Origin of the sequence: Vibrio sp. 10N.239.312.D08 (assembly GCF_041466145.1) — a bacterium.
Taxonomy (GTDB): Bacteria; Pseudomonadota; Gammaproteobacteria; order Enterobacterales; family Vibrionaceae; genus Vibrio; species Vibrio crassostreae_C.
Map to the genome: position 1 here is coordinate 26,989 of NZ_JBFSSD010000010.1, position 26,427 is coordinate 53,415.

20 protein-coding genes are annotated in these 26,427 nt (G+C 46.7%); 3 read left to right on the top strand and 17 right to left on the bottom strand.

The window, feature by feature from the left end; genetic code table 11:
* Positions 1 to 152: 152 nt before the first annotated feature.
* The 6 genes from accC to AB6D58_RS07570 form a co-directional block, all read right to left on the bottom strand.
* A complete protein-coding gene (gene accC, locus AB6D58_RS07545; protein WP_017062706.1) occupies positions 153 to 1,496 on the bottom strand; it encodes an acetyl-CoA carboxylase biotin carboxylase subunit in 1,344 nt (447 codons plus the stop codon).
* Between the two features lie 15 nt (positions 1,497 to 1,511).
* The gene (gene accB / locus AB6D58_RS07550) at positions 1,512 to 1,964 is read right to left on the bottom strand and encodes an acetyl-CoA carboxylase biotin carboxyl carrier protein (protein WP_372156906.1); all 453 of its coding nucleotides are present in this window, start codon (positions 1,962 to 1,964) and stop codon (positions 1,512 to 1,514) included.
* A 74-nt stretch (positions 1,965 to 2,038) separates the two neighbouring features.
* A complete protein-coding gene (aroQ, locus tag AB6D58_RS07555) occupies positions 2,039 to 2,488 on the bottom strand; it encodes a type II 3-dehydroquinate dehydratase (protein WP_010435475.1) in 450 nt (149 codons plus the stop codon).
* Between the two features lie 322 nt (positions 2,489 to 2,810).
* Positions 2,811 to 4,760, bottom strand: coding sequence for an acetate--CoA ligase (gene acs / locus AB6D58_RS07560; protein ID WP_009844693.1), 1,950 nt, complete (start codon positions 4,758 to 4,760; stop codon positions 2,811 to 2,813).
* A gap of 218 nt (positions 4,761 to 4,978) precedes the next feature.
* Positions 4,979 to 5,611 carry a 3'-5' exonuclease gene (locus AB6D58_RS07565; protein WP_017062708.1) on the bottom strand — a complete coding sequence of 211 codons (633 nt, stop codon included), beginning with the start codon at positions 5,609 to 5,611 and terminating at the stop codon, positions 4,979 to 4,981.
* A 10-nt stretch (positions 5,612 to 5,621) separates the two neighbouring features.
* On the bottom strand, positions 5,622 to 7,454 hold the full coding sequence (locus AB6D58_RS07570; RefSeq protein ID WP_372156933.1) for a DUF294 nucleotidyltransferase-like domain-containing protein: 1,833 nt from the start codon (positions 7,452 to 7,454) through the stop codon (positions 5,622 to 5,624).
* A gap of 232 nt (positions 7,455 to 7,686) precedes the next feature.
* Here AB6D58_RS07570 and AB6D58_RS07575 point away from each other — a divergent pair, with 232 nt between their 5' ends.
* Positions 7,687 to 8,883, top strand: coding sequence for a 3-phenylpropionate MFS transporter (locus tag AB6D58_RS07575; protein WP_017062710.1), 1,197 nt, complete (start codon positions 7,687 to 7,689; stop codon positions 8,881 to 8,883).
* Positions 8,884 to 9,001: 118 nt separating this feature from the next.
* Positions 9,002 to 12,433: a PAS-domain containing protein gene (locus AB6D58_RS07580; protein ID WP_372156908.1), complete on the top strand. Its 3,432-nt coding sequence runs from the start codon at positions 9,002 to 9,004 to the stop codon at positions 12,431 to 12,433.
* Positions 12,434 to 12,551: 118 nt separating this feature from the next.
* Here AB6D58_RS07580 and AB6D58_RS07585 read toward each other — a convergent pair whose 3' ends face one another.
* The 4 genes from AB6D58_RS07585 to AB6D58_RS07600 form a co-directional block, all read right to left on the bottom strand.
* Positions 12,552 to 13,937, bottom strand: coding sequence for a lyase family protein (locus AB6D58_RS07585; RefSeq protein ID WP_017062713.1), 1,386 nt, complete (start codon positions 13,935 to 13,937; stop codon positions 12,552 to 12,554).
* A 12-nt stretch (positions 13,938 to 13,949) separates the two neighbouring features.
* A complete protein-coding gene (locus tag AB6D58_RS07590; protein ID WP_017068852.1) occupies positions 13,950 to 14,336 on the bottom strand; it encodes a hypothetical protein in 387 nt (128 codons plus the stop codon).
* A gap of 200 nt (positions 14,337 to 14,536) precedes the next feature.
* On the bottom strand, positions 14,537 to 16,240 hold the full coding sequence (locus AB6D58_RS07595; protein WP_017062715.1) for a sodium:solute symporter family protein: 1,704 nt from the start codon (positions 16,238 to 16,240) through the stop codon (positions 14,537 to 14,539).
* Positions 16,241 to 16,250: 10 nt separating this feature from the next.
* Complete coding sequence (locus AB6D58_RS07600; protein WP_010435433.1) at positions 16,251 to 16,517, bottom strand: DUF4212 domain-containing protein; 267 nt, start codon at positions 16,515 to 16,517, stop codon at positions 16,251 to 16,253.
* A 448-nt stretch (positions 16,518 to 16,965) separates the two neighbouring features.
* Between AB6D58_RS07600 and AB6D58_RS07605 the strand changes: the two genes are divergently transcribed.
* Positions 16,966 to 18,717 carry a potassium/proton antiporter gene (locus AB6D58_RS07605; protein ID WP_372156910.1) on the top strand — a complete coding sequence of 584 codons (1,752 nt, stop codon included), beginning with the start codon at positions 16,966 to 16,968 and terminating at the stop codon, positions 18,715 to 18,717.
* Here the strand turns inward: AB6D58_RS07605 and AB6D58_RS07610 are convergent.
* The 7 genes from AB6D58_RS07610 to arcC form a co-directional block, all read right to left on the bottom strand.
* Positions 18,714 to 19,343 carry a response regulator transcription factor gene (locus AB6D58_RS07610; RefSeq protein ID WP_017062717.1) on the bottom strand — a complete coding sequence of 210 codons (630 nt, stop codon included), beginning with the start codon at positions 19,341 to 19,343 and terminating at the stop codon, positions 18,714 to 18,716. The two genes, AB6D58_RS07605 and AB6D58_RS07610, sit on opposite strands and share 4 nt — an antisense overlap.
* A 212-nt stretch (positions 19,344 to 19,555) precedes the next feature.
* Positions 19,556 to 21,406 (bottom strand): protein-disulfide reductase DsbD, encoded by a 1,851-nt coding sequence (locus AB6D58_RS07615; RefSeq protein WP_017066562.1) that lies wholly within the window; start codon positions 21,404 to 21,406, stop codon positions 19,556 to 19,558.
* A 175-nt stretch (positions 21,407 to 21,581) separates the two neighbouring features.
* On the bottom strand, positions 21,582 to 22,070 hold the full coding sequence (locus tag AB6D58_RS07620; protein WP_017063664.1) for an arginine repressor: 489 nt from the start codon (positions 22,068 to 22,070) through the stop codon (positions 21,582 to 21,584).
* Between the two features lie 327 nt (positions 22,071 to 22,397).
* On the bottom strand, positions 22,398 to 22,862 hold the full coding sequence (gene pyrI, locus AB6D58_RS07625) for an aspartate carbamoyltransferase regulatory subunit (RefSeq protein ID WP_017062720.1): 465 nt from the start codon (positions 22,860 to 22,862) through the stop codon (positions 22,398 to 22,400).
* A gap of 15 nt (positions 22,863 to 22,877) precedes the next feature.
* Positions 22,878 to 23,807, bottom strand: a complete 930-nt coding sequence (pyrB, locus tag AB6D58_RS07630) for an aspartate carbamoyltransferase (protein ID WP_372156912.1) — start codon at positions 23,805 to 23,807, stop codon at positions 22,878 to 22,880.
* A 489-nt stretch (positions 23,808 to 24,296) separates the two neighbouring features.
* Positions 24,297 to 25,307 (bottom strand): ornithine carbamoyltransferase, encoded by a 1,011-nt coding sequence (locus tag AB6D58_RS07635; protein ID WP_004729719.1) that lies wholly within the window; start codon positions 25,305 to 25,307, stop codon positions 24,297 to 24,299.
* A gap of 141 nt (positions 25,308 to 25,448) precedes the next feature.
* Positions 25,449 to 26,360, bottom strand: coding sequence for a carbamate kinase (gene arcC, locus AB6D58_RS07640; RefSeq protein WP_019821541.1), 912 nt, complete (start codon positions 26,358 to 26,360; stop codon positions 25,449 to 25,451).
* Positions 26,361 to 26,427 lie beyond the last annotated feature (67 nt).

Here is a 26,427-nt window from a genome sequence, read left to right on the forward strand (position 1 = left end):
AGAAAAATTGGATGGCGAGTCTAGCAGAAAATATGAGCAAATTCACCAAAACCCCACGTAATATAATGGGGATTAAAGATTGATTTTTTAGGCGGCCCAAAAACAAAAATGCTCACCGAAGTGAGCATTTTGATTGTTCTTAAACGAACGGATTATGACAAACCAAGTTTCTTCTCAAGGTAGTGGATGTTTGCACCACCGTGTTGGAAGTTTTCGTCGTTCATAATAGACAGTTGAAGCTCAGTATTAACGTTAATACCTTCAACAATCATTTCACCCAATGCGTTCTTCATACGAGCGATAGCAACATCACGGTTCTCACCGTAAGTGATCAGCTTACCAATCATTGAATCGTAGTGTGGTGGTACTGTGTAACCCGTGTAGATGTGAGATTCCCAACGTACGCCCATGCCGCCCGGTGCGTGGAAACGTTCAATCTTACCTGGTGAAGGTAGGAAACGAACTGGATCTTCAGCATTGATACGACATTCGATTGAGTGGCCGCGCAGCTTAATATCATCCTGAGTGAATGATAGAGGCTGACCAGCTGCGATACGTAGCTGTTCTTTCACTAGGTCGATACCCGTTACCATTTCAGTAATCGTGTGTTCAACCTGGATACGAGTGTTCATTTCGATGAAGTAGAACTCACCGTTCTCGTATAGGAATTCAAATGTACCTGCACCGCGGTAACCGATCTCAATACATGCACGAGTACAACGTTCGCCAATGTACTTACGCATCTCTTCAGTGATACCTGGAGCTGGCGCTTCTTCCACAACTTTCTGGTGACGACGTTGCATTGAACAGTCACGCTCACCTAGGTGGATAGCATTACCTTGGCCATCTGCAAGCACTTGTACTTCAATGTGACGTGGGTTTTCTAGGAATTTCTCCATGTAAACCATGTCGTTGTTGAAACATGCTTTTGCTTCAGCACGAGTCATCGCGATAGCTTCTGTTAGTTCTGCTTCAGAACGAACAACACGCATACCACGACCGCCGCCGCCGCCAGATGCCTTGATGATAACTGGGAAGCCAATGCGCTTAGCGTGCGCTTTGTTTTTTGCTTCGTCGTCGTCAAGAGGGCCGTCAGAACCTGGTACACAAGGTACGCCAGCTTTTTTCATTGACGTGATAGCTGACACTTTGTCACCCATCATGCGAATGGTTTCAGCTTTAGGGCCAACAAAGATAAAGCCACTGCGCTCTACCTGTTCTGCAAAGTCTGCATTTTCAGATAGGAAGCCGTAGCCAGGGTGAACAGCTACTGCACCTGTCACTTCAGCTGCGCTGATGATACGAGGGATGTTTAGGTAGCTATCGATACCACGAGCTGGACCGATACAAATGGTTTCGTCTGCAAGCAGTACGTGCTTAAGGTCACGGTCAGCAGTTGAGTGAACCGCTACCGTTTTAATGCCAAGCTCTTTACATGCACGCAGAATACGTAGTGCAATCTCACCACGGTTCGCGATTACTAATTTATCTAACATAATGAGTGCTCTCTATTATTCGATAATTACTAGAGCTTGGTCGAATTCTACTGGTTGACCGTCTTCAACTAGGATAGCTGTTACAACACCAGATTTATCAGCTTCGATTTGGTTCATCATTTTCATTGCTTCAACGATACATAGCGTTTCGCCAGCAGTTACAGATTGACCAACTTTAACGAATGGTTTTGCGTCTGGGCTTGGAGCGCCGTAGAAAGTACCAACCATTGGAGAAAGAACTTGGTGACCAGCTGGAACTGCAGGAGCTGCTTCTGCTGCTGCTACAGGTGCCGCCGCAGGAGCTGCTGCCGCTACAGGTGCTGGAGCAGCTGCATATTGAACAGGTGCTACAGGTGCAGTGCTGTTACGACTGATTCGTACTGACTCTTCACCTTCAGAGATTTCTAGCTCAGAAATACCAGACTCTTCAACCAATTCGATTAGCTTTTTGATTTTGCGAATATCCATTGTTTCTTTCTCTTTATCTGTTAATTGAACTTACTCTATGACTGAGTAGGTTAGTAATAGTTCGTTGTTTATGTTTACTTTGAGTTGAGCTTGCTGAGCGCAGCGGTCAAAGCAAATTGATAACCTTGGGCACCTAAGCCACAAATCACACCTTCTGCTTTATCAGATAGGTAAGAGTGGTGACGGAATGGTTCACGCGCGTGAACATTCGATAGATGAACCTCAATAAATGGTATGGCAACGCCAAGTAGTGCATCACGCAGTGCCACACTGGTATGTGTAAAGGCTGCTGGGTTGATAATAATAAAATCAACATTTTGATAAGCACTATGGATAGCTTCAATCAGTTCGTACTCACGATTTGACTGTAAGTGAGATAGCTCAACATCGTGTGCTTTCGCTTGCTCGGTCAGTGAGCTAATAATCTGGTCAAGTGTTTGAGAACCGTAGTGTGCGGGCTCTCTAAGGCCTAACAGGTTAAGGTTTGGGCCATTTAAAACTAGAATGCGAAACTTTGTAGACATCGTGGGGCTATCTTCCTTTATCGTGTTTACGAACGTGAATGTTGCCATTTTATTGAAAATTTGCGGTTAATTTCCAGTGAGAAAAACCCAAATTTAAAAATTAGAACCAGATTATAGCTAATTCAGCGCAAATCGCAGCAATTTACTGGTCTAATCTCCTATTGATACAGCTTGGAATTGTTACCAACTTAACAAAAAAGCGTCTTAGCCTTAATTTGGGGCGGGATATTTGAGATCAAGATCAGCCATAAAAAAACCGCCACATAGGTGACGGTTTAGAAAGTGCTGTTTTAAACAGTGATTAGCTGCTGTGACGGGTTGCTTATGCCAGTTCTGCTTTCTCGGCAATCAGCTTATCAACCACACTTGGGTCGGCCAGTGTCGAGGTATCACCTAGGTTACCTGTATCGCCAGTCGCGATTTTACGCAGGATACGACGCATGATTTTACCCGAACGAGTTTTTGGTAGAGAGTCGGTCCAGTGCAGTACATCTGGCGTTGCAATTGGGCCAATCTCTTTACGTACCCAGTCTTTTACTTCTTTATGAAGCTCTGCGGTTGGGAACTCACCATCATTCAGCGTGATGTAAGCGTAAATCGCTTGGCCTTTAATATCATGAGGGATGCCCACAATCGCGGCTTCTGCAATCTTATCGAACGCGACTAGAGCCGATTCAATCTCAGCAGTACCCATACGGTGACCTGATACGTTAAGTACATCATCGACACGCCCCGTAATCCAGTAGTAACCGTCTTCATCACGACGAGCGCCGTCACTGGTGAAGTACATGCCTTTAAAGGTCGAGAAGTAAGTCTGTTCGAAGCGGTCATGATCGCCATGAACGGTACGCATTTGGCCTGGCCAAGAGTCAAGAATCACTAGGTTGCCGTCTGTTGCACCCTCAATGATGTTACCCATGTTATCAACCAGTGCCGGTTGCACACCGAAGAATGGACGAGTTGCAGAGCCCGGTTTCAGGTCTGTTGCGCCTGGTAGCGGTGCAATCAAGATACCGCCCGTTTCTGTTTGCCACCATGTATCAACAATTGGAGATTGCTCATTACCGATTGTTTTGTAGTACCACTCCCACGCCTCTGGGTTGATAGGTTCACCCACTGAGCCCATGATTCTTAGGCTGTCACGAGAAGTACCTTCAACGGCTTCATTGCCTTTCGCCATCAATGCACGAATAGCCGTTGGCGCCGTATAAAGAATATTAACTTGGTGCTTATCGACCACTTCGCTCATGCGGCTGGTGTTCGGGTAATTTGGCACGCCTTCAAACAGAATCGTTTTTGCGCCATTAGCAAGCGGTCCGTAAACAAGATATGTGTGACCGGTAATCCAACCCACATCGGCTGTACACCAGAAAGTCTCGCCTTCTTGGTAATCGAATACGTATTTGAAGGTCATCGCAGCATAAACAAGGTAGCCACCTGTGGTGTGCATAACGCCTTTAGGTTTACCTGTTGAGCCTGACGTATAAAGGATGAATAGTGGATCTTCTGCGTTCATCTCTTCTGGTGGGCAATCTGCAGATACATTAGCAATAGCATCGTGCCACCACACATCGCGATGTTCGTGCCATGCCACATCACCGCCAGTGCGTTTGAATACAACAACCTTCTCGATGTTTTTCACTTCAGGGTTCGTCAGTGCTTCATCGACATTCTTTTTCAGTGGAACAGCACGGCCGCCACGCACGCCTTCATCGGCAGTGATAACGACTTTAGAATTTGAATCGATAATACGACCAGACAGTGCTTCTGGTGAGAAACCACCAAATACGACTGTGTGAACCGCACCGATACGGGTACACGCCAGCATGGCTACTGCCGCTTCTGGCACCATTGGCATGTATAAACAAACCACATCACCTTTGCGCACGCCTTGCTCTTTTAGAGCATTCGAAAACAGGCACACTTCTTTATGCAGTTCATTAAAAGTTAGAGTTTTATCATCTGCCGGGTCATCGCCTTCCCAGATGATAGCGACTTCATCACCGCGCTCAGCAAGGTGGCGGTCGATACAGTTAGCCGAAACGTTAAGCGTGCCATCTTCAAACCAGCGAATATCAATGTGGCCAGGGTCGAAAGAGGTGTTTTTTACTTGTGTGAAAGGTTTGATCCAATCAACGATTTTTCCGTGTTCACCCCAAAAGCCTTCAGGGTCAGAAACAGATTGCTGGTACATGGCTAGGTAAGTGTCATTATCCGCGTGTGTGGTTGATTTAATATTTTCTTTTACCGGATAAACGTGGGCTTCACTCATTGCATCTCTCCTTGTGCCTACATTCCTAATGAACTGGCAACTTCCTTTGTGTTCAGTTTCTAGGTCTATTACAGAACCGTCTTTGTGTTATCACTCTCGGCTAGGACGGCGATTTCCACAATTAGACTTTAGGATGAGACGCTGCTTTTCACTTACAAAATAGCGAGTTAAGTTCAATTTTGAGATGTTGCTCTCTATGTGAAGCGCCAGTGGTTGAATTAAGAATAAGAAGAGTTGAAACGGGGAAGGTCACCATGTTTCAGGCGCACAAAGATCAGCGCAGCGGAGATAGCGTCTTGTAATGCATCATGTTTATTGACCGGGATAGGTAAATCGAGTTGGCGACAGATGGCGTCCATACTGAGATCAAAATAGGCATTGGGCAGCTGTCTTTCGAGTTTGTCTTGATAGAGTTGGCTCACTTCGACTAATCGGTTAGGCAGTGGAAATCCAAGCTGTTTTAAACAGGCGCGGTCGAGAATTTTTTTATCATAGCGGATGTGATAGCCGACTAAAGGACGATTTCCAATGAAGTTCAGTAGCTCGATTAAAGCCTGTTTTTCTTCGATGCCGTGCTTTAGATCTTGATGACGGATACGGTGGATTTTTATTGAATTGCAATCGAGCGATTGGGGGGCGCGCAACCGGACTTCAAAAGGTTGGCTGGTAATGATTCGGTTACCGATGATCTTGGTCGCGGCAATGGTAACTAATTCTGCCTGATTGGGATCTAGGCTGGTGGTTTCACAATCGAGCGATACATATTCATGATCAATAGGCGCAGTAAACAGAGGCTGATAGAGGGAGCCTTTGAGCTTGTGATGCCAGTAATAGCGAACCAACCTATTCATCGTTCAATGCCTAATCCCGTATCTGATAGTGGTAGCCGAGCCATTGCTTGAATTTCTTCACCACGTGCAGGCTATGACGAAGCAGATCCCTGTCTGCTCGTTCCATCAGTTTGACGTTAATCTTGTTGCTGCTGTGCTGCTGAGAAAGCCTTTGGGCTAAGCGCCACTTAAAGAATTGCTTGAGCGCTTCACTGAGATTATCGGCGGTACTTTGCTCTAATACTTTCTTGCTGACCAACTGCTCAATGCGTTCGAAGGTGTTGTTTACGGTAACACCATGCTCAAGACAAAGTGCTCTCACACCATGCACGATAGGGAAAATACCGCCTTGTTTGATATCGAGCCCTGACTTGGATTGCTTCACATTGCCAAATAGGGTGAGGGGAACCGAGAAGTTCAGCGCTGGGCGGCAGAACTCCGTCAGAATCAATTCTTGTCCGAGCATTAAATCACTGAGGTGCTGCTTTACAGGTTTTAATAGCTCTCTATTCCCCGCCACAGCGTGTGCATCTGCCATGATCGCAATATCCATCACGGTGTCTGGCGTGGCTTTTTTTACCCAATGGGTGAGGGTTTGTTTCCACTCTTGTTCTGAATGCACCCATTTCGGATTGTTGACCATCACGTTGCCCGGGCACAGTGGGTAACCCAATTGTTGAAGGGTATGGGTGAGGTCGTTCATGGCACTTTGGCATTGATGCCACTCCAAACCATCTTGAATTATTAGCGCGTTGTCTTGATCGGTTTTGAGAATTTGTTCCCCGCGACCTTCGGACCCCAACACGATTAGGCAGCAATGATTATGCAGTGCCGGTGGGATCACCAACTCAAAAGCCTTCTCTATGATCTGTTCGTTGACCGCAGAAATCAGCTCCATGATAAAGCGTGTGCGAATCCCATTACTGAGCAAGCTCTCGACCAGTTGACGTTGTTTGTTAGAGGCCATTGCCAATTCTTCAACGCTGGTGGCGCGCGCAATACGCAAAGTAAGAACGTGGGAGTGTGTGGAGAATGCGCTGAGGATCTGTGTCATATCCACCATGCCGACCGCATTTTTACCATCACAAACCATCAACCTTTTTACTCGATTTCTGGTCATGGTAATCATGGCGTTAAATAAGAAATCGCCTTGGTTCACGTGCATCACCGGAAACGTTGCGATCTCACCGACAGGGACATCCAGTGGGAAATTATCGAGCATCACAGCATGCAATAAATTGGTTCGAGTGACGATTCCATACGGCAAGGAACATGATGATCCAAAAGCTTTTGGTTCATCATGTTCCAAATGAACTAGGGCCGAGTCTAACCCTTGTTCTTTAAGGGTTTGAGTGACTTGGTTGATCGGTTGGTTTGGTTCAAGTATCAGTGGTGGGTGATAGATAGAGTCATCCACTTTGGTCAATATAAACTCGGCAAGATTCTGTTGCTGCTGGGCGGCTTCTATCAAAGCTTTTCGTGTTGATAGGTTGCTATCAAAGTAGGCAGCGAATTGGCCATTGGCGTGGTAAAGCTCAAGAAAAATATCGGTGGGCAGCAGATAACTTAATGTATCTTCGAGTGCGATATATTGGTGTTTGGTGTGAGGTTCAAACTGGCTGCGGACATCAAAAATATCGTCATTGGCATAGTGTGCGTAAATCTCACCATCATTGCTCGCGCGCTCTTCAATTGCCCCTTTGATCAAAATGTGCAGGTGTCGACTCGGCCTTTCAGCTTCCAGTATCACTTCTTGAGAGCGGTAATACACCACGTCTAATGAAGAGCGAAGCTTCAACTGTTCGGCGTCGGACAGGCTATCGAAAGGTGGGTGCTGCATATTAAATTTGTCAGGCATAAGCATCACAAGAAGAAATGGGAGTCTTTAATCAGTCTGACAAAATACCAGAGAAGCTCCAGACGACTTTAGTCTAAATGCGAGTATGGGTATTAATGAGCGTGAAATCTCTTATTGAAATGCGATATCCAGACCCATTGAATATGGGAATGCTATCCCAGTAATAATTCCCTTTTTCATCGTATGCGAGATAGGCATAATTGGTGCTGCCTTTTTCCGTACACTTTATAGGTCATTTATGTTTAGCCCTTCACCCTATGGCTGGATCTCTCAGTATTTTCTTGGTTTCTTTTTTGCGTATGGCGTGTATTTGCCATTTTGGGCGTTGTGGTTTGAAGACCAAGGCGTGTCTGCTGGTGATATTGGCGTATTGATTGGTATCGGCTTTGCGACTCGTTGTGTGGCTAACCTAGTGATTACGCCGCGAATCCATAAAGTGGAACACTTGATGCCAGCGCTACGCTGTTTGAGTTTCGCTGCGTTGCTGTTTGTCGGTTTCCACTTCTTCACCGGTGGCAGCTTTATACTGATGTTGTTGGCAACGGTACTGTTTAACCTCTGTTGTGGGCCGATCATTCCTCTTTCTGATGCGATGGCTAACCATTACAGTCGTTTGAAAATGCTCGACTACGGCCGAACTCGCCTTTGGGGTTCAATTGCCTTTATCGCAGGTTCAACGGTGGTTGGCTATTTGGTGGCACAATTTGGCACCGACATGATTTTGTATACTGCACTTGCGGGCGTGTTGTTGTCATTGATTCTGGCGATGAGAAATCCTAACGTGATGCCAGTAACGCAATCTGAGCAACAAGCGGCGCGACCAAAACTAGGTGAACTGCTGCGTGAGTCGTCAGTGGTAAAATTTTTAGCCTTGATGGCGTTGCTGCAAGGTAGTCATGCGGCTTACTACAGTTTTAGTGCGATTTATTGGAAAGAAGCGGGTCACTCAGAAGCTATCATCGGTTATTTGTGGAGTTTAGGTGTTGTTGCTGAAGTGGCCGTATTTGCTTTGAGTAAGCGATTATTCTCAGGCTGGTCACTGCGTACTTTGTTTGTCGTCGCGGCTATTGGGGTGATGGCGCGTTGGGGTATTACCGCATCAACCACGGCGATTTTTGCACTGGTGATGGTGCAGTTGCTGCACGGTGTGACATTTGCCATGGCACACATCGCCGCGATTCAATACATCCAATCTGAAGAACAAAACAAGATGGTTGCGCTACAAGCCCTGTATAACGCGATTCCATTAGGTGCCTTTATTGCACTGATGACCACCTTAAGTGGTTGGGGTTATGAGCTTTGGGGCGCAAATATCTTCTGGGGCATGGCTGCAATGGGTGCACTTGCTCTGTTCATTAAGTTGGATGAAAGAAGTTCAGTGGTTGAGATTAATCAATCAGATTCGGAACAGTCAGAATCTCACAGCAAATGCTGATAATTAGAGTCTAAAGCACAGAATTTAAGCGATGCGATTGAGTTAATCACCCATCCTTAGTTAAATGAAACCTCTCCCTTATGGAGAGGTTTTTTTATGGATGAAAAAAGGGTTTTCAATGCAAGGATGGATAGTAATTCCAGTCTCTTTAGCCTACTTGGGCGTGTTATTTCTGATCGCTTGGTATGGAGACAGGCAGGTTCGTTGGCTATCGCGTTGGCGCCCGTGGATCTATAGCCTTTCGATTGCCGTGTATTGTACCTCTTGGACCTTCTATGGAACGGTCGGGCAGGCGAGTAACAACCCTTGGTCTTTTTTACCCATTTACCTCGCCCCGATTCTAGTCTTTACACTAGGCTGGCGGATCTTGGCGCGGCTGATCCTGATTGCGAAGCGGGAACATATCACCTCCATTGCCGACTTTATCGCGGCTCGTTATGGAAAATCTCAGGGCTTAGCGGTGGCGGTGACGGTTATCGCCGTGGTTGGTATCCTTCCTTATATTGCTCTGCAACTGCGTGGTATTACCATGGGGTTGGATATTGTTGCACCCAACCTAGCGGCTGACTTCGGCTATCAGGATTATCACGTCTCTTGGTTCGTGGTCGGTGCTTTGGCTATTTTTACCATGCTGTTTGGTACAAGACACATTGATAACACGGAACATCACCGTGGCATGATGATGGCGGTGGCGTTTGAATCCATCGTTAAGCTCGCGGCATTCCTGATCGTTGGCCTGTTCATCATGTATCTGGCGATGAGCAGCGACAAAATCGACCTGCTTGATGTGGCGGCTTCCACCTACGAATCACCCAATATTCCGACCTTAATTATTCATACCGTTTTGACCATGTTGGCGATTGTCTGTTTGCCACGCCAGTTCCATACCATGGTGGTAGAGAACGAACGTCCTCAAGACCTGCATACCGCTCGCTGGTTGTTTCCGCTTTACCTGATTTTGATGGGACTGTTCGTGCTGCCAATTGCTTGGGCAGGACAAGGACTACTTACTGGTATGCCAGCGGATACCTATGTGATCAGTGTGCCAATGTCAGAAGGCGCTAATCACATTGCCTTGCTGGCTTTCCTTGGTGGTACGTCTGCGGCAAGTGGCATGGTGATAGTGTCGACCATCGCCTTGGCGATCATGGTGTCGAATGATTTAGTGATGCCACTGTTACTGCGCCGTATGCGCCTAACCCAAAGAACCCATCGACACTTTTCTGGTCTGTTATTGGTGATTCGCCGCGGGCTAATTTTACTGCTGTTACTGGGTGCTTGGCTGTTTTATCAGGCGCTCGATACCATTCATTCACTATCAGCGATTGGCTTTCTTTCTTTTGCTGCGATTGCTCAATTCGCGCCCGCACTTATCGGTGGTTTGTACTGGCGCCCGGGTAACCGCAAGGGCGTGTATGTCGGCTTAATGGTCGGTTCAGTGATTTGGCTGATTACCTTGATGAGCCAAACCAGCATGTTAGCGGGCGATAGTGAAAGTAACCTTTTGCTGTGGATTATTACGCCACCAGAGTTACTCAGCAGTTGGGATATCAGCAGCTCAAACTGGGGAATTGTGCTGAGTATTGTGCTCAATACCTTGTGCTATGCCGTGGTTTCGATGACAACCCGCCCAAGCCTAAGTGAGCGCTTACAATCGGCGGCATTTGTTGGCACACCACTGCCTGAGAACGAGAATATCAGCCTCTACCAGAACCGTGTGACAGTCGCTGAGTTAGAGATGCTGGCGTCGCGTTTTGTGGGTCGCAAGCGAGCAAAAAGTGCCTTACACAGCTATTGGCAACAACACGGTCAGCCGCTGCTTCCTAATCAACAAGCACCTGCAAGTTTGATTCGACACGCAGAGCGCGTGCTCGCCGGTGTATTCGGTGCTTCGTCTGCTAAGTTAGTACTTACTTCCGCTTTACAGGGAAGAAACATGCAGCTTGAAGAAGTGGCGACCATCGTGGATGAAGCTTCGGAACTGTACGACTTCAGCCGTGGTTTACTGCAAGGAGCGATTGAACATATTGGCCAAGGCATCGCAGTAATAGATAAACAAATGAGGCTGGTGGCGTGGAATCAACGTTACTTAGAGCTGTTTGAATTTCCTGCGGGTTTGATTCAGGTTGGGCGACCCATTTCCGATGTGATTCGCCATAATGCCGAACAGGGTTTGTGTGGTCCGGGTGACCCAGAAGATCACGTTCGTCGCCGTGTTTATCACCTTGAGCAAGGCACTCGACACACCTCTTCTCGTATTCGTCCTGATGGCCGAGTAATTGAGGTGCAAGGTAACCCAATGCCAAGTGGTGGTTTTGTGATGAGCTTTACCGACATCACGGTATTCCGACAAGCAGAGCAAGCGCTAAAAGATGCTAACGAAAGCTTGGAATCGAGAGTGCATGAACGAACTCAAGAACTCGAGAAGCTTAACCATCGCTTGGTAAAGGCGACGCAAATCTCTGATCAAGAATCACAATCCAAGAGTCGTTTTCTTGCGGCTGTGAGTCACGATTTGATGCAGCCATTAAATGCTGCTCGCTTGTTTGCTTCTTCTCTATCTGAGGTAGCCAAAGAACAAGAGGTCAAACAGCTTTCTTCTCATATCGAAAGTGCGTTGGGTGCGGCTGAAGATCTGATTGGTGATTTATTGGATATCTCGCGCTTGGAATCCGGCAAGTTAGAAACCAACATTCATGCGATTGCCGTGCATGATGTACTAACCAATTTGAATGCGGAATTTAGCGCTTTAGCGATACAACAAAAAATCCAGTTTCAAATGATCCCATCGTCATTGTTCATTCATTCTGACCCTAAATTATTAAGACGAGTGATTCAGAACTTTTTGACCAATGCGTTTCGTTACAACCCGGAAGGGAAAGTAGTACTGGGTGCGAGACGAGTGAATGGACAGGTTCGAATTGATGTGTGGGATAATGGAACCGGTATCGATGAAGACAAGCAACAAGAAATCTTTGAAGAGTTTACTCGTGGCAGCCAAGTACGAGCCGATCAAGGATTGGGGTTAGGGCTGGCTATCTCGAAAGGTATTGCTCATGTGCTTGGCCATCAAATTTCGATGCGCTCATGGCCGGGGCAAGGCAGTGTTTTTTCCATCACCTTAGCTAGAGCGGAAAAAGTGGCTCCAGTTGTGCAAGCTTCGACGCCAATGGCGACCAGCGACATCGAACATCTCAAGATATTGTGTGTCGATAATGAACGAGAAATCTTAGTCGGTATGGAAAACCTGATCGGACGTTGGGGCTGTGAGGTTAAGACGGCGGTTGATTTGGTCGAAAGCTTGCAGTGCCTAGATGAGGGTTGGCTACCTGATGTGATTTTCTCTGATTACCGTTTAGATAATGGCAGAACGGGTCTCGAAGTCCTGCAGCAGTGTCGCTTGCGCCTCGGAGACTCTTTTGAAGGGGTCATCATTAGTGCCGATAGAACCGATGACATGTTGGCAGCGATAAAGGCCAACAGCTTTCGCTTTATTGCCAAGCCAGTGAAGCCACTTAAGTTAAGAGCGGTCTTGAATCGAGTGAGCTAGTTTGGGTTAACAGGCTCGGATTAGTACGTTCGTGAGCGGATAGTGAAAAGGCCTCAGATGAGGCCTTTTTTGTCTCTGTTTTTTTTTGCGAACGCCGATTCGCTTGTTAATTCAATAACTAACCAGCAATGCCACCTTGTGTCAGTGTGGTTGGATCAAGCAGTTTACTGAGCTCTTCTCGGCTAAGATCGGTTTCTCTTTCTGCGACATCCAGAATTGGTAAGCCTTCTTTGTAAGCTTTCTTGGCAATATCAGCCGCCTTCAAGTAGCCAATCACAGGGTTAAGTGCGGTCACTAGGATTGGGTTCTTTGACAGTGCCAAATCGAGATTGTCTTGGCGTACCGTGAAGGTCGCGATGGCTTTGTCCGCTAAAGCGACTGAGCTGTTTGCCAATAACTCAATACTTTCCAACACGTTATGAGCAATCACTGGCAGCATCACATTAAGTTGGAAGTTACCTGATTGTCCGGCTACGGTAATGGTGGTGTCGTTGCCAATGACTTGCGCCGCCGCCATAGCTGCAGCTTCTGGAATCACAGGATTTACCTTGCCAGGCATGATCGATGAGCCTGGTTGTAGAGCCTGTAATTCAATTTCCCCTAAGCCAGCCAACGGCCCAGAGTTCATCCAGCGAAGATCGTTTGAGATCTTCATGATCGCAACTGCTGCCGTTTTGAGCTGACCTGACAGCGCAACGATCGCGTCTTGACTGCTGAGGCTAAAAAAGAAGTTTTCACTCGAGCTAAAACTGATCTTTGTCGATTGAGACAGGTTACTCGCAAACTTATCGGCAAAGCGTGGGTCAGCATTGATCCCTGTTCCAACCGCAGTACCACCTTGTGCTAAAGCCTTGATAGCGGGCAGGGTGTTCTCTATTGCTTGCTTAGCGTGTTCTATCTGAAATTTCCAACCACCTAGCTCTTGAGCAAAGGTCATTGGCATCGCATCCATTAGATGAGTGCGGCCGGTCTTCACGACCTCTGCAAGTTCCTGTTGTTTGATGGTGAGTGCTTCAGAAAGGTGAGTTAATGCAGGTAATAGCTTATTTTCAGCCATCAAAGCAACGCTCACTTGAATTGCGGTTGGCACCACATCGTTACTGCTTTGGCCCATGTTGACGTGATCATTGGGGTTCACGTCGCCTTGCAAGCTTCTTGAGGCAAGCGTAGCAATCACTTCATTGGCATTCATGTTGGAACTGGTACCTGAACCGGTTTGGTAGACATCGATAGGGAATTGATCGAGGTGTTTACCCTCAATGATCTCTTGGCTGGCTTCGGCTATCGCGTTGGCAATATCACCTTCCAGTAGACCTAACTGAGCATTGGTATCTGCCGCTGCCTGTTTAATTAACGCCAGTGCTTGAATAAAACTGGTCGGCATCTTGTGAGAGCTAAACGCGAAGTTATCCGCTGCACGCTGAGTTTGTGCTTGGTATAGCGCATCGGCAGGGACTTTCACTTCGCCCATGCTGTCTTTTTCAATCCGAAATTGTAGGGTCATGTTCTATCCTTGTTAGCCAAGTGGGGCTTGGACTTGTTTTAGTGTTTGGCTGAGATTCAAAAAACGCGCTTGGCCTTGAGGTTGCTGGCAGTAGTGGCGCTTCAAATAAAATAGTGGTGAGTGAATAGAGTCTAGGCAGATATGACGAAAGGCGAAACTGCGCTGAGGAGACTCAATCGCTTCAATCAAATGAAAGAAAACTTGGCGTAGATACAGCTCGCACAACAAGATGTTTTCTTGAGCGGCATGCTTTTCATAGTAAGCCGAAAGCGTCAGTGCACACTCGATATACTCTCGAATTACAAACGGCTCATGGCCTTGAACTTGTTCTAATGAAGCAAAGCGATCCTGTGCTTTGTAAAATCTCGAATAGAGAACCTGCTGCTCTTTCATCATCATCTGCATCTCTTTATTGGATGTTAATGATAATTATTATCAAATAAAATTTTAAAAACAACCCTTTGTTTATCTTTTTATAAAGTGAGCAGAAAAAGAAAAAGCCGATACACGAAGTATCGGCTTTCTGGAGTCAGTACCTAATCCCTACAATGTAAGTACTGATTCATTTTTTGCTAAACATCTTTGTTTAATGGTCGTGCTTAGTGGTCGTGAGCTTCACCTGCACCTTTCGGGTAACGGATGTTCTCAACCATATCTTGTACATCTTGTGGTACTTCAGCAGTTACTTTGTTTACAGCAATCGATACTACGAAGTTTAGACACATACCTAGCGTACCGATGCCTTCTGGGCTGATACCAAACCACCAGTTTTCAGGTGTGCTTGCTGCTGGGTTAATGAACTTGAAGTAGATGATGTAGCTTGCTGTGAAGGCAATACCTGACAACATACCTGCAATTGCGCCTTCCTTGTTCATCTTCTTGTAGAAGATACCTAGGATAATCGCTGGGAAGAAGGATGCTGCGGCTAAGCCGAAGGCAAACGCTACTACCTGTGCTACAAAGCCTGGTGGGTTAATACCTAAGTAACCGGCACCGACAATCGCGACCATGGCTGCCAGACGAGCGGCTAACAGCTCCTGCTTGTCGGTCATGTTTGGTCTGAAGCCTTTCTTCAACAAGTCATGTGAAATCGACGTTGAGATGACCAATAGTAGACCCGCGGCTGTTGATAGTGCGGCTGCTAGGCCACCGGCTGCAAGCAGTGCTACAACCCAGTTTGGTAGTTTCGCTAGCTCTGGAGAAGCCAGTACGATGATGTCACGGTTAATCTTCATCTCGTTGCGCTCATCGCCCGAGTAGAACATTTTGCCATCGCCGTTCTTATCTTCCCAACCTACTAGGCCAGTGCTTTCCCAGTTTTTGTACCAGCTTGGTGCGTCCGCTGCAGCGACACCTTGCATGTCAGGGCCGTTGATTGTTTCGATCATGTTTACACGAGCGAATGCTGCAACGCCTGGTGCTGTTGTGTATAGCAATGAGATGAACAGTAGTGCCCAACCCGCTGAGATACGAGCATCACGTACTTTTGGTACCGTGAAGAAACGAATGATTACGTGTGGAAGACCCGCAGTACCGACCATTAGAGCCGCACAGATGAAGAATACATCTACCATGCTCTTGTTACCTTCGGTATAGGCGGTAAATCCGAGTTCTTCGGTCAGTCCATCCAGTTTATCAAGAAGGTAAACATCTGTGCCTGATAGCGTAGAGCCCATACCAACTTGTGGAAGTGGGTTACCTGTCATCATGATTGAGGTAAAGATTGCTGGAACAAGGAAGGCGAAAATGAGGACACAGAATTGAGCTACCTGCGTATAAGTGATGCCTTTCATGCCACCTAGTACTGCGTAGAAGAACACAATACCCATACCAATGATGATGCCTAGGTTAATATCAACTTCTAGGAAACGAGAGAATACAACGCCCACACCACGCATCTGGCCTGCAACGTACGTAAACGATACGAAGATTGCACAGAATACCGCTACCATACGTGCCGTTTTCGAGTAGTAACGCTCACCGATGAAATCAGGAACCGTAAACTGACCGAACTTACGTAGGTAAGGTGCTAAACATAGCGCAAGTAGTACATAACCACCTGTCCAACCCATTAGGTAAACCGCACCGTCGTAACCAACGAATGAGATGATACCTGCCATTGAGATGAATGATGCTGCCGACATCCAGTCAGCGGCGGTCGCCATGCCGTTTGCTACTGGGTGTACACCACCGCCAGCAACGTAGAACTCACTAGTAGACCCTGCACGAGCCCAGATTGCGATGCCGATATATACCGCGAAAGTAATACCGACGAGAATAAACGTCCAAGTTTGAATATCCATGTTCTAGCCTCTAGTCTTCCTGTACGTTGTATTTTTTGTCGAGCGCATTCATGCGGACAACGTAAATAAATATCAGCGCCACGAAGGTGTATATCGAACCTTGCTGAGCGAACCAAAATCCTAGCTTGAACCCGCCAAACTGAACGGTATTGAGGGCATCCACAAATAAGATGCCAGCGCCGTAAGACACCGCAAACCAGACCGCGAGCAGTGTTCCCATAATTCCCAAGTTTTCCTTCCAGTAGGCTTGAGCATGTTCCGTAGATTCGAACGCCATTGCCTTCTCCTTTATTCCGTTTTCGTAGAAACTGTTTTTGTGAAACCGTTTTGTAAAATAGCGTGTTAACGTAATGTTACGATTTAGAATGTAGCAAGGATAAGTCAAGGGATCTGTGCAACTTTAGTCGGGATGGTATTAGCGCTAATGTACTGAAATATGGGAGCTAGGAGACATAACCATAGAAAAATGTGATGTTACAATGTTGTTAAATTAGCCAAAGGTCTAACAAAAAGGGATGAATTAGACTGCGAGTCATAAAATTTAACAACTAAATGACCGAGAAACGGTATTTAGCCCTGCTTATGACACGAAGCGAAACATAAGTTTGTTATAGTAACAACGGCACTTTCACCGACCGTGCCTTGCTAAACGGCAGAAGATCAACAAGCTAGTGGCAAAAGATCAACAGGCTTAAAGCTCGGATTTTATTCTTTGGGGGAACGAATTGGACGCAATAACCATTAACCACTTATTCTTGACTGGTGCCGTACTCATCGCCATCAGCGTGCTTTTCTCACAAGTGTCCTCTCGATTGGGCGTTCCTATTCTTTTGATCTTTTTGTTCGTTGGTATGTTAGCGGGTGAAGATGGACCCGGTAATATTCATTTCGATGATTACTCACTGACCTACTTGGTGAGTAACCTTGCGCTTGCCGTGATTCTGTTGGATGGCGGTATGCGAACCAAGGTGGCGAGCTTCAAGGTCGCTTTCTGGCCTTCGCTCTCGCTGGCGACGATAGGTGTCGCATGTACAGCAACCTTAACCGGATTAATGGCGGCTTGGCTGTTTGACTTGTCATTAATGCAGGGCATCTTGGTCGGGGCGATTGTTGGTTCAACCGATGCGGCAGCGGTATTCTCTTTGCTGAAAGGACAGAGTCTCAATGAGCGTGTTGGCTCAACCCTAGAGATCGAATCGGGCACTAACGACCCAATGGCGGTCTTCCTGACGGTGACCTTAATTGCGCTGTTAGGTAACCCTGACGCTGAGATGGGAATGAACTTCCTACTGCAAAGTTTTGCGATGCAGTTTGGTATCGGTACTCTTGTTGGTATTGGCGGCGGCTGGGTTCTATGGAGCTTAATCAATCGAGTACAATTGGCTGATGGCCTTTATTCCATTCTGGTACTCAGTGGGGGCGTGGCTCTGTTTGCGTTCTCTAACATGCTTGGCGGCAGCGGCATCTTATCGATTTACCTAGTGGGCTTGTTCATTGGTAATCGTCCGACGCGCTCGCGACACTCGATTCTTAATGTTCTTGATGGCATGACGTGGCTAAGCCAGATCGTGATGTTCTTGGTATTGGGTTTATTGGTGACGCCATCAACGTTGATGGACATTGCTCTGCCTGCGCTGGCACTGGCCTTCGGTATGATTTTGTTTGCTCGTCCGCTGTCGGTTTGGTTGGGTTTGCTGCCGTTCAGAAGCTTTACCACCAAGGAACGTTGGTTTGTTTCTTGGGTCGGTCTACGCGGCGCGGTACCGATCATTCTGGCGGTGTTCCCGATGATGGCTGGCCTGCCTAATGCTCAGCTTTACTTCAACATCTCGTTCTTCGTGGTTATGGTGTCGCTGATTGTTCAAGGCGGCAGCTTGATGAAAGTCGCGAGATTGGCTCAAGTGACGCTACCTCCAACGCCGACACCGATTTCTCGTACTGGCATTGAAATTTACCCTGCTAGTGAGTGGGAGATGTTTGTCTACAAGCTGAAAGAAGAGAAGTGGTGTGTGGGCGAACCACTAAAGCGTTTGTCTATGCCGGAAGGAACGCGAATTACTGCACTGTTTAGAAAGGATGCCTTGCTTCACCCATCAGGCAGCACCGTGTTAGAGGCGAACGATATCTTATGTGTGCTTGGTCAAGACAAAGATTTGGACAGCTTAAGTTCGTTGTTCAGTGAGGCGCCTCTAGCAGAAGAGGCGGCACGATTCTTTGGTGACTTCTTCTTGGATGTTGAGCTATCAGTTGCGGCAGTGAGTGATTGTTATGGTATTGAACTTGGCTCGGAGGAAGAGCGAGAAATGACGCTAAAACAATTGGTTGCTCAAGAGCTTGGCGCACACTCTGTATTGGGTGATAGCTTTGAGTGGCATGACATCACTTGGGTGGTTGCAGAGATAGATGATCATAAAGTCGTCAGGTTGGGTTTATGTTTACCTAAGACGACTTTAGAAGAGGATATCAGTGAAGCTTAATTGTGGACTTCTTGTAGCAAGATAACCGCTTGAGTACGATTTTTCACATCCAGTTTACGGAAGATGGCCGTCATATGTGCTTTGATGGTCGCTTCCGAAACATTCAATTCATACGCGATTTGCTTGTTAAGCAAGCCGTCAGAAAGCATCCCTAATACCTTGTATTGCTGAGGCGTCAGTGTGGAAATCTTTTCTGCAAGGTCGCTACACGCTGCATTATTGGTGATAAGCCCTTCAGGGAAGAACGGGTCGCCATTCAGCACTTGATTCAGTGCACTCACCAACTCACGCATATCACTCGACTTAGGAATAAAGCCAAACGCACCGTGGCTCTTCACCTGAGTGACCACGCTGGCATCTTCACTGGCAGAAACCACCACAATCGGTAGATCTGGGTATTCAGCGCGCAGTTGAATTAAGCCTGACATGCCATTGGCGCCCGGCATTTTCAGATCGAGCAGTAATAGATCCGGCTCGCCTTCTTTCTTTAGCAGAGTCAGTAAGGCATCGAGAGAATCGGCCTCAAGCAGGTTCGCACCACTGATCGCCATATGAACTGACTGAAACAGGGCGTTGCGAAAGAGAGGGTGGTCATCAGCAATGATGATGGTATAGGTCGAGTCCATGACGTTCATACTTTTAACAATTTAGTTAATATTTATTATCATCCTGATTGAGTATGTGGACAATATCTATGCATTAAAAGTCTGAACCATATCGACTTTTATCCCCGGAATAAGAAAGCGTTACTCTGAATAGCAAAAAAGCCGCACTGCCATCTCGTTACGGAGGGGCGGTGCGGCTTTCGATTCGGCTTATATTTTAGTGAATATTGCCGTTATAGCTGGTGGTTTTGCATGTGTTTTAAGAATACATCGGCAGGCATAAAACCGGTTACACGAGCATTTGGAACATGGTTACCCTCGCCATCCCAGAACTCAATCGTCGGTAAGCCAAGTACCTGTAATTGTTTAAGCAGTTCAATGTCTTGAGGCATGTTTCTCGTTACATCGGCTTGTAGCAGTACAAAGTCAGAAAGCTTGTTTTCCACATCAGCTTGATGGAAGGTGTACTTCTCGAACTCTTTACACGCCACACACCAATCGGCGTAGAAGTCGAGCATCACAGGCTTACCGAGTTTCTTCGCTTCGATGAGCTGGATTTCTAGCTCTTCAACCGTGTTGATGCGTGCAAATTGGATGTGCTGTTGTTCTACCGTTACGCTCTTCTCCGCAAACCAATAGTTCAATGCAGGCTGTGCCGAAGCAAACAAGCCAAGCATCGCGATGATGCCTACCGCACTCTGCTTCCAGCCGCCGAATGGCAGTGCATTCTTGCTATGGTACAGCCAACCAAAGGCGATGAAGCCAAGGCCAGACCAAAGCACGGTTGCCCACAATTCAGGAATGATGCGCTCTAGCAGGAAGATAGGTGCTGCCAGCAAGATAAAGCCGAATACGATCTTCACCTTGTCCATCCAGCTGCCCGCTTTAGGCAATAGCTTATTACCAAATACCGCAACTAAAATCAGCGGAATACCCATACCCATGGCTAATGCATACAGAGCAATCGCACCGGTAAATAGGTCGCCACTCTGAGCCACATACAGCAGCGCGCCTGACAATGGCGCCGTGGTACAAGGTGAACACACCAAGCCAGAGATAGCGCCCATTGCGAATACGCCCAAGGTATTGCCACCTTGCTGCTTATTGCTTTGATTGTTGAGCCAAGTTTGAATGCTGCTTGGCAGTTGCAGGTTATAAACGCCAAACATCGACATTGCCAACGCCACGAACAGAACACTCAGCGCGATCAGCACGTAAGGGTGCTGCATAGCGGCTTGGAACTGCATGCCTGCTGAAGCAACCACTAAACCTAATAAGGTGTAGGTTAACGCCATGCCTTGCACGTAAATAAAGGACAGCATCAGCGCGCGACCTTGGCTGAGTTTGCCACCACCTAAAACGATACCCGTTAGAATCGGATACATAGGCAGCACACACGGCGTAAAGGCTAAACCAACACCGAGTGCTAAGAATAATAGAGGGGTCCACCAACTGTCACCGAGCTTATCGGCTAAGCCTGCTTCTTTTGAAACAGGGGCATTTGGCTGTTGAGTCGTGTTACTTACAACGTCTGCTTTCGGAGATGTTGGTTGCGTAGAAACATCGGTTTCGTTGCCAGCAGAAGATGAAGCTTGTGAGTCACTACCTTGCGAATTAGCAGAACCTGTTGCTGTGAAAGGTTCAATGTCGATGATACGAGTCTCTGGTGGGTAGCAGAACCCTGCGTCCGCACAGCCTTGATACTTAACGATCAGCTGTGAGCCATCTTGGTAACTCTGCAGAGGAACTTGCACGAATAACGGCTGAGTATAAATGCTCACCTCACCGAAGAATTCATCTTGGTGCGGCTTACCATCTTCTAATTCAACATTACCGATAGCGAGATTTTGCCCGGTGAACGAGAGGCTATGTTGATAGAGGTAGTAGCCCTCTTTTACTTGCCAGTCGAGAAGGACTTTGTCGTCTTGCTGGTAGTAATTGAAAGGGAAAGCTTGGTCTACAGGGACAAAACCATTGTTATTGCCTCCGAAGCTTGGCTCGGCGTTGTCGTTCCCAAATAGCGCCCACGCAGGCTGGGTGAATAGGGAAACACAAACAAAAAGTAATGTGGCAAGTCGTCGCATACTATTTAGTCATCAAAATGGAGTTGAAGGTATCTTAACTCAATCAGACCGTAATAGTTTGCTATTAGTTTCATCGGCAAACAAATATCCCCTAAGGCGGGATAGCGATTTTATTGGGTAATCGAGTGGGGAGCTGCAATTCAACTTGAGTGACTTGCCTTTGTAAAAGAGACATTTAAGCTACACCCAAGCGTGCTTTTACTACTTGTTCGCAAGCATCAATATTCATCGTATCTTTTGGAATAATAAGCACGGTATCATTACCGCCAACGGTGCCGATAATCTCAGTATGTGGGTCGATATCGACTAATCTTGCGACTAATTGAGCACAACCTGGATGAGTTTTTACGATGACCATCGCTTGGTTATGAGTGATGAATTCGATTTGCGATGAGATGGATGCATCGACACGAACCGGTGCACTTTCAACCGTGATGCAGTAAACCTTTTTACCGCAAGCATTCTGAATTTTGACAACACCAAGCTGTGACAAAATACGAGATACGGTCGATTGGCTGATACCGGTATAGCCAATATCGACGAGTTTCTCTCGCAGTTGATTTTGGGTCGAGAAGCTTTGTTGTTGTAGTAAGCGTTTGCACGCTGCAGTCAGTGTTTTATCTTCAGCTGAATACAAGCAACCGTGCTCAGTGATTGGGTTCATGAACAACTCCTTAAGGTCAACATGTGGTTATCGCTTGTCCATAGCGCCGAGCGTACTCCCAAAGCCGTAGAGTACGATTGTTAAATAGGGCTTACCGATGAATCCCGAAATAAAGAGGGAAGGTATGCGTGATGTATGATCGTCTACCCATTGAGTCTACCACTAAAGGATAGTTGTCTTTTTGAAGGGGATCACCAAATAAAATTCTAGTTAATTGCTTTTATTTTGGAGTTTTATTCTTTTGTTAAATGGATATTTATTCCAAGTTTGGCATAAATATCCATCGGTATTAGGGTGCTTTGGAGACCGTGATAATGGCGCTAAGGGTTAGCGAATTTCACTCATGATCTCGCGAGAGAATACTTTTTCACAGTAGTGACATTTTAGCTGCACGTTTTCCTGTTTTAGCTGCACTTTAAAGCTGCTTTCGACAGGTTCACCGTGCGAAATACAGTTGCTATTCGGGCAAGAGTAGACACTGTGGATTTGCTCTGGCAGCACAAGGGTTAGCTTATTAACCACTTTATACTCTTCAATCTGATTGACCGTTGCCTGCGGAGCATAAAGAGCCAATTGGTTGGCTTGTTCCTTGGTCAGGAAGATGTTCTCAATCTTGATTAGATCTTTATGGCCAAGTGCCGATGATGGCAGGTTTAAGCCCATAGTGATGCGCTGTTCTGTCTTGTGTAGCTTAAACAGTTTAAGGATTTTGATACCAAGGTGAGCAGGGATGTGGTCAATCACGCTGCCGTTACGGATCGCTTCTACTTGTAGCTGAGTTTGTTTAACCATGACTGTTTCTCCTGCTTATAAAGTGTCGTTAAGAACTAGGGCCAATAGGGCTTCGCGAGCGTATACACCGTTTTCAGCTTGTTCGAAGTAGTAAGCGTGTGGCGTTTTATCAACGTCGGTGGTGATTTCGTCGACGCGTGGCAGCGGGTGAAGTACCTTCATGTTTTGACGAGCGTCTTTCAATGTATCGGCGGTGAGGATGTAAGCCGATTTCATGTGTGCGTATTCCGACGCATCAAAGCGCTCTTTCTGCACGCGAGTCATGTACAGAACATCCAGTTCCGGCACGACTTCTTCAATGCTGCTGTGAGTGCTGTATTGGATGCCCATCTCTTCCAATTCTTCACAGATGTAATCTGGCATCTCTAAGACTTCTGGCGCGATAAAGAAGAAACGCACGTTATTGAATTTCGATAGTGCTTGGGTCAATGAGTGCACGGTACGGCCATATTTTAGGTCGCCGACGAACGCCACATTGAGGTTATCGAGCGTGCCTTGTGTTTCGTAAATCGAGAACAGGTCCAGCAAGGTTTGCGTCGGGTGCTGGTTAGCACCGTCGCCGCCGTTTACTACCGGCACACCGTTAGAAAATTCAGACGCTAAACGTGCTGCCCCTTCTTGTGGGTGACGCATTACAAAGGCATCGACGTAGGATGAAATAACCTGCACTGAATCGGCAAGTGTTTCGCCTTTCTTCGCCAGTGAGGTGTTACCGCCATTATCAAAGCCAATGACCGTGCCACCAAGGCGCTGGACGGCGGTCTCAAATGAAAGGCGAGTTCGAGTTGAAGGCTCAAAGAAGCAGCTCGCAACGACTTTATTTTTCAGCAACTCTGGGTTTGGCTCGGCCTTGAGTCTTGCTGCTGTGTCGACGATAAGCTCCAGTTCATTACAAGTGAGCTCAGGTATGGAGATGATGTGCTTGTTAAATAACGAATGCGCCATAACGGGTCTTCCTTCTATGCATACAGTCAAATTGCGGACAAAAAAAAGCCCCCTAAAAATAGGAGGCTTCGAAACGATCAATAGAGCAAAATAAAAATGACACCACCGCCACTCTTTGGCGTGTAGTTTGACAATCATGTGCGACAGAATTGCAGTTCATTTTTTGCTCTCTTAAGACAAATTGCGGAGGATTATACTCAGATAAAAACGGCATGCAATACTTTCTGTAAAGTATTCATTTAATGGATTTTTATGCGAAATAACCTCTACATTTTGCTTTGATTTAAGCCTTTGTTGAAACAGAAAATCTCAGGTTTTTTGGGGCGATAATGCCCTCAAGTACATGAAAAAAAATGCGGGCTTTATCCAAGGGCTAAATCCCAAGTTCGCCGCCCGCATTTCCCTGTCATTACACTTAACTTGTCAATGTCTCGCGAACAAGTGAGTGCTTAACTTCTTAGTTGTTTCGATTCTTAGCTGTTTAGGTAATTAACTGCCTAGTGTTGCAACCATTACTGCTTTGATGGTGTGCATGCGGTTTTCAGCTTCATCGAACACGATAGAGTATTCAGACTCGACCACTTCATCTGTAACTTCTACGCCATCTTTAAGCTGCGGATATTCAGCAGCAAGCTGTTTGCCTACTGTGGTATCTTCGCCGTGGAAAGCAGGTAGGCAGTGCATGAATTTCACATGTGGGTTGCCTGTTGCCTTGATCATGTCCATGTTGACTTGGTAAGGCATCATTAGGTTAATACGCTCAGCCCACGCTTCTTTTGCTTCGCCCATTGATACCCAAACATCGGTGTATAGGAAATCACAACCTTGCACGCCTTCTTGAACATCTTCGGTTAGCGTGATTTTGCCACCAGTGTGTTCTGCGATTTCACGACATTGAGCCAATAGCTCTTCTTGTGGCCAGAATTGTTTTGGAGCAACAAGGCGAATGTCCATGCCCATTTTCGCAGCGCCAACCATCAGAGAGTTACCCATGTTGTTGCGAGCATCACCTAGATAAGCAAAGCTGATTTCATGCAGTTGTTTACCACGACCGTATTCCGTCATAGTTAGGAAGTCAGCAAGGATCTGTGTTGGGTGGAATTCGTCAGTCAGACCATTCCATACCGGTACACCTGCGTAAGCGCCTAGCTCTTCAACGATTTCTTGACCGAAGCCGCGGTATTCAATGCCATCGTACATACGGCCTAGAACGCGAGCGGTATCTTTCATTGATTCTTTGTGGCCAATTTGAGAGCCAGATGGGCCTAAGTAAGACACTCGAGCACCTTGGTCGAATGCGGCTACTTCGAATGCACAGCGAGTACGAGTTGAGGTTTTCTCAAAGATAAGCGCAATGTTTTTGCCAGTTAGTGTTGGCTGTTCGTAACCGTTGTACTTCGCTTTTTTTAGCTCCATAGAAAGATCTAATAAGTGTTGAATTTCGCGTGGAGTGAAATCTAGTAGTTTTAGGAAGTTACGATTGCGTAGGTTAAAAGCCATGATGTATTCCTTCTTAGATTTAGGCGCTTTCTTGTTACAGGGAAAGAAAATTCAAGAAAGCGCGATTCAATTTTTGTGTATTAATTTCAGTTCAAACGGTGATTCAGTTTTCTCGCAAGGTTTGAAAAGCTCGCGAGTAGATTAATCTTTGGTGATGTTGGTGCCCGCCAAGCCTTGCAGGATTTGCAAACCATCTTCGAGTGCACCAATACCGACGACTTTGCCGCCTTGCTGAATGAATTCGCACGATGCTTCAATTTTTGGCCCCATTGAGCCTGCATCAAATTCGAATTGCGCCAGTTCACTTGGTGTGGTGCTGCGCAGTGCGTGTTGAGTCGGTTTGCCCCAATCCAGGTACACAGCGTCTGCATCGGTCAGAATCAGTAGCGCATCCGCATCCAGTTGTTTCGCTAAGAAAGCCGCAGACATGTCTTTGTCGATAACAGCTTCCACACCGACTAATTTGCCGTTCTCTTTTTTCACTGGGATGCCGCCGCCGCCAGTACAGATCACTAGGTGGCCTGCATCGATAAGCTGAGTGATCGCTTCGTGTTCAACAATGCCGGTAGGGCGTGGGCTTGGTACTACACGGCGGAAATGTTGGCCATCGGGTTTTACGATCCAGTGGAATTTCTCCGCCAATTCACGCGCTTCCGCTTCTTCGTAGATCGGGCCAATCGGCTTCGTTGGATCCGCAAACGCAGGATCATTTGGATCAACCGTCATTTGGGTCAACATGCACGAGATGTTGCGGTTAGGCAGGTAGTTCTTGAACTCTTGCATCAACATGTAGCCGATCATGCCTTGAGTCTCACTGCCCAACACATCCAGCGGGTATGGATTGACTTTCTTGTATTCCAAACCTTGCAGAGCAAGTAAGCCAACTTGTGGGCCATTACCGTGTACTAACACCACGTTGTACACTTTTGCGATTTCAGAGATGGTTTTCACCGCCGTTTCAATATTGCGGCGTTGAACATCGGCTTCTAACGGCTCACCGCGACGAAGTAAGGCATTACCGCCGAGTGCAACAACAACAGTTTGCTTAGTCATAATTGTGTTCTCTCATTTTGGCCAAGCTGAGATTATTTAAGATCATTCAACTTGGCCGTTTTCGTCT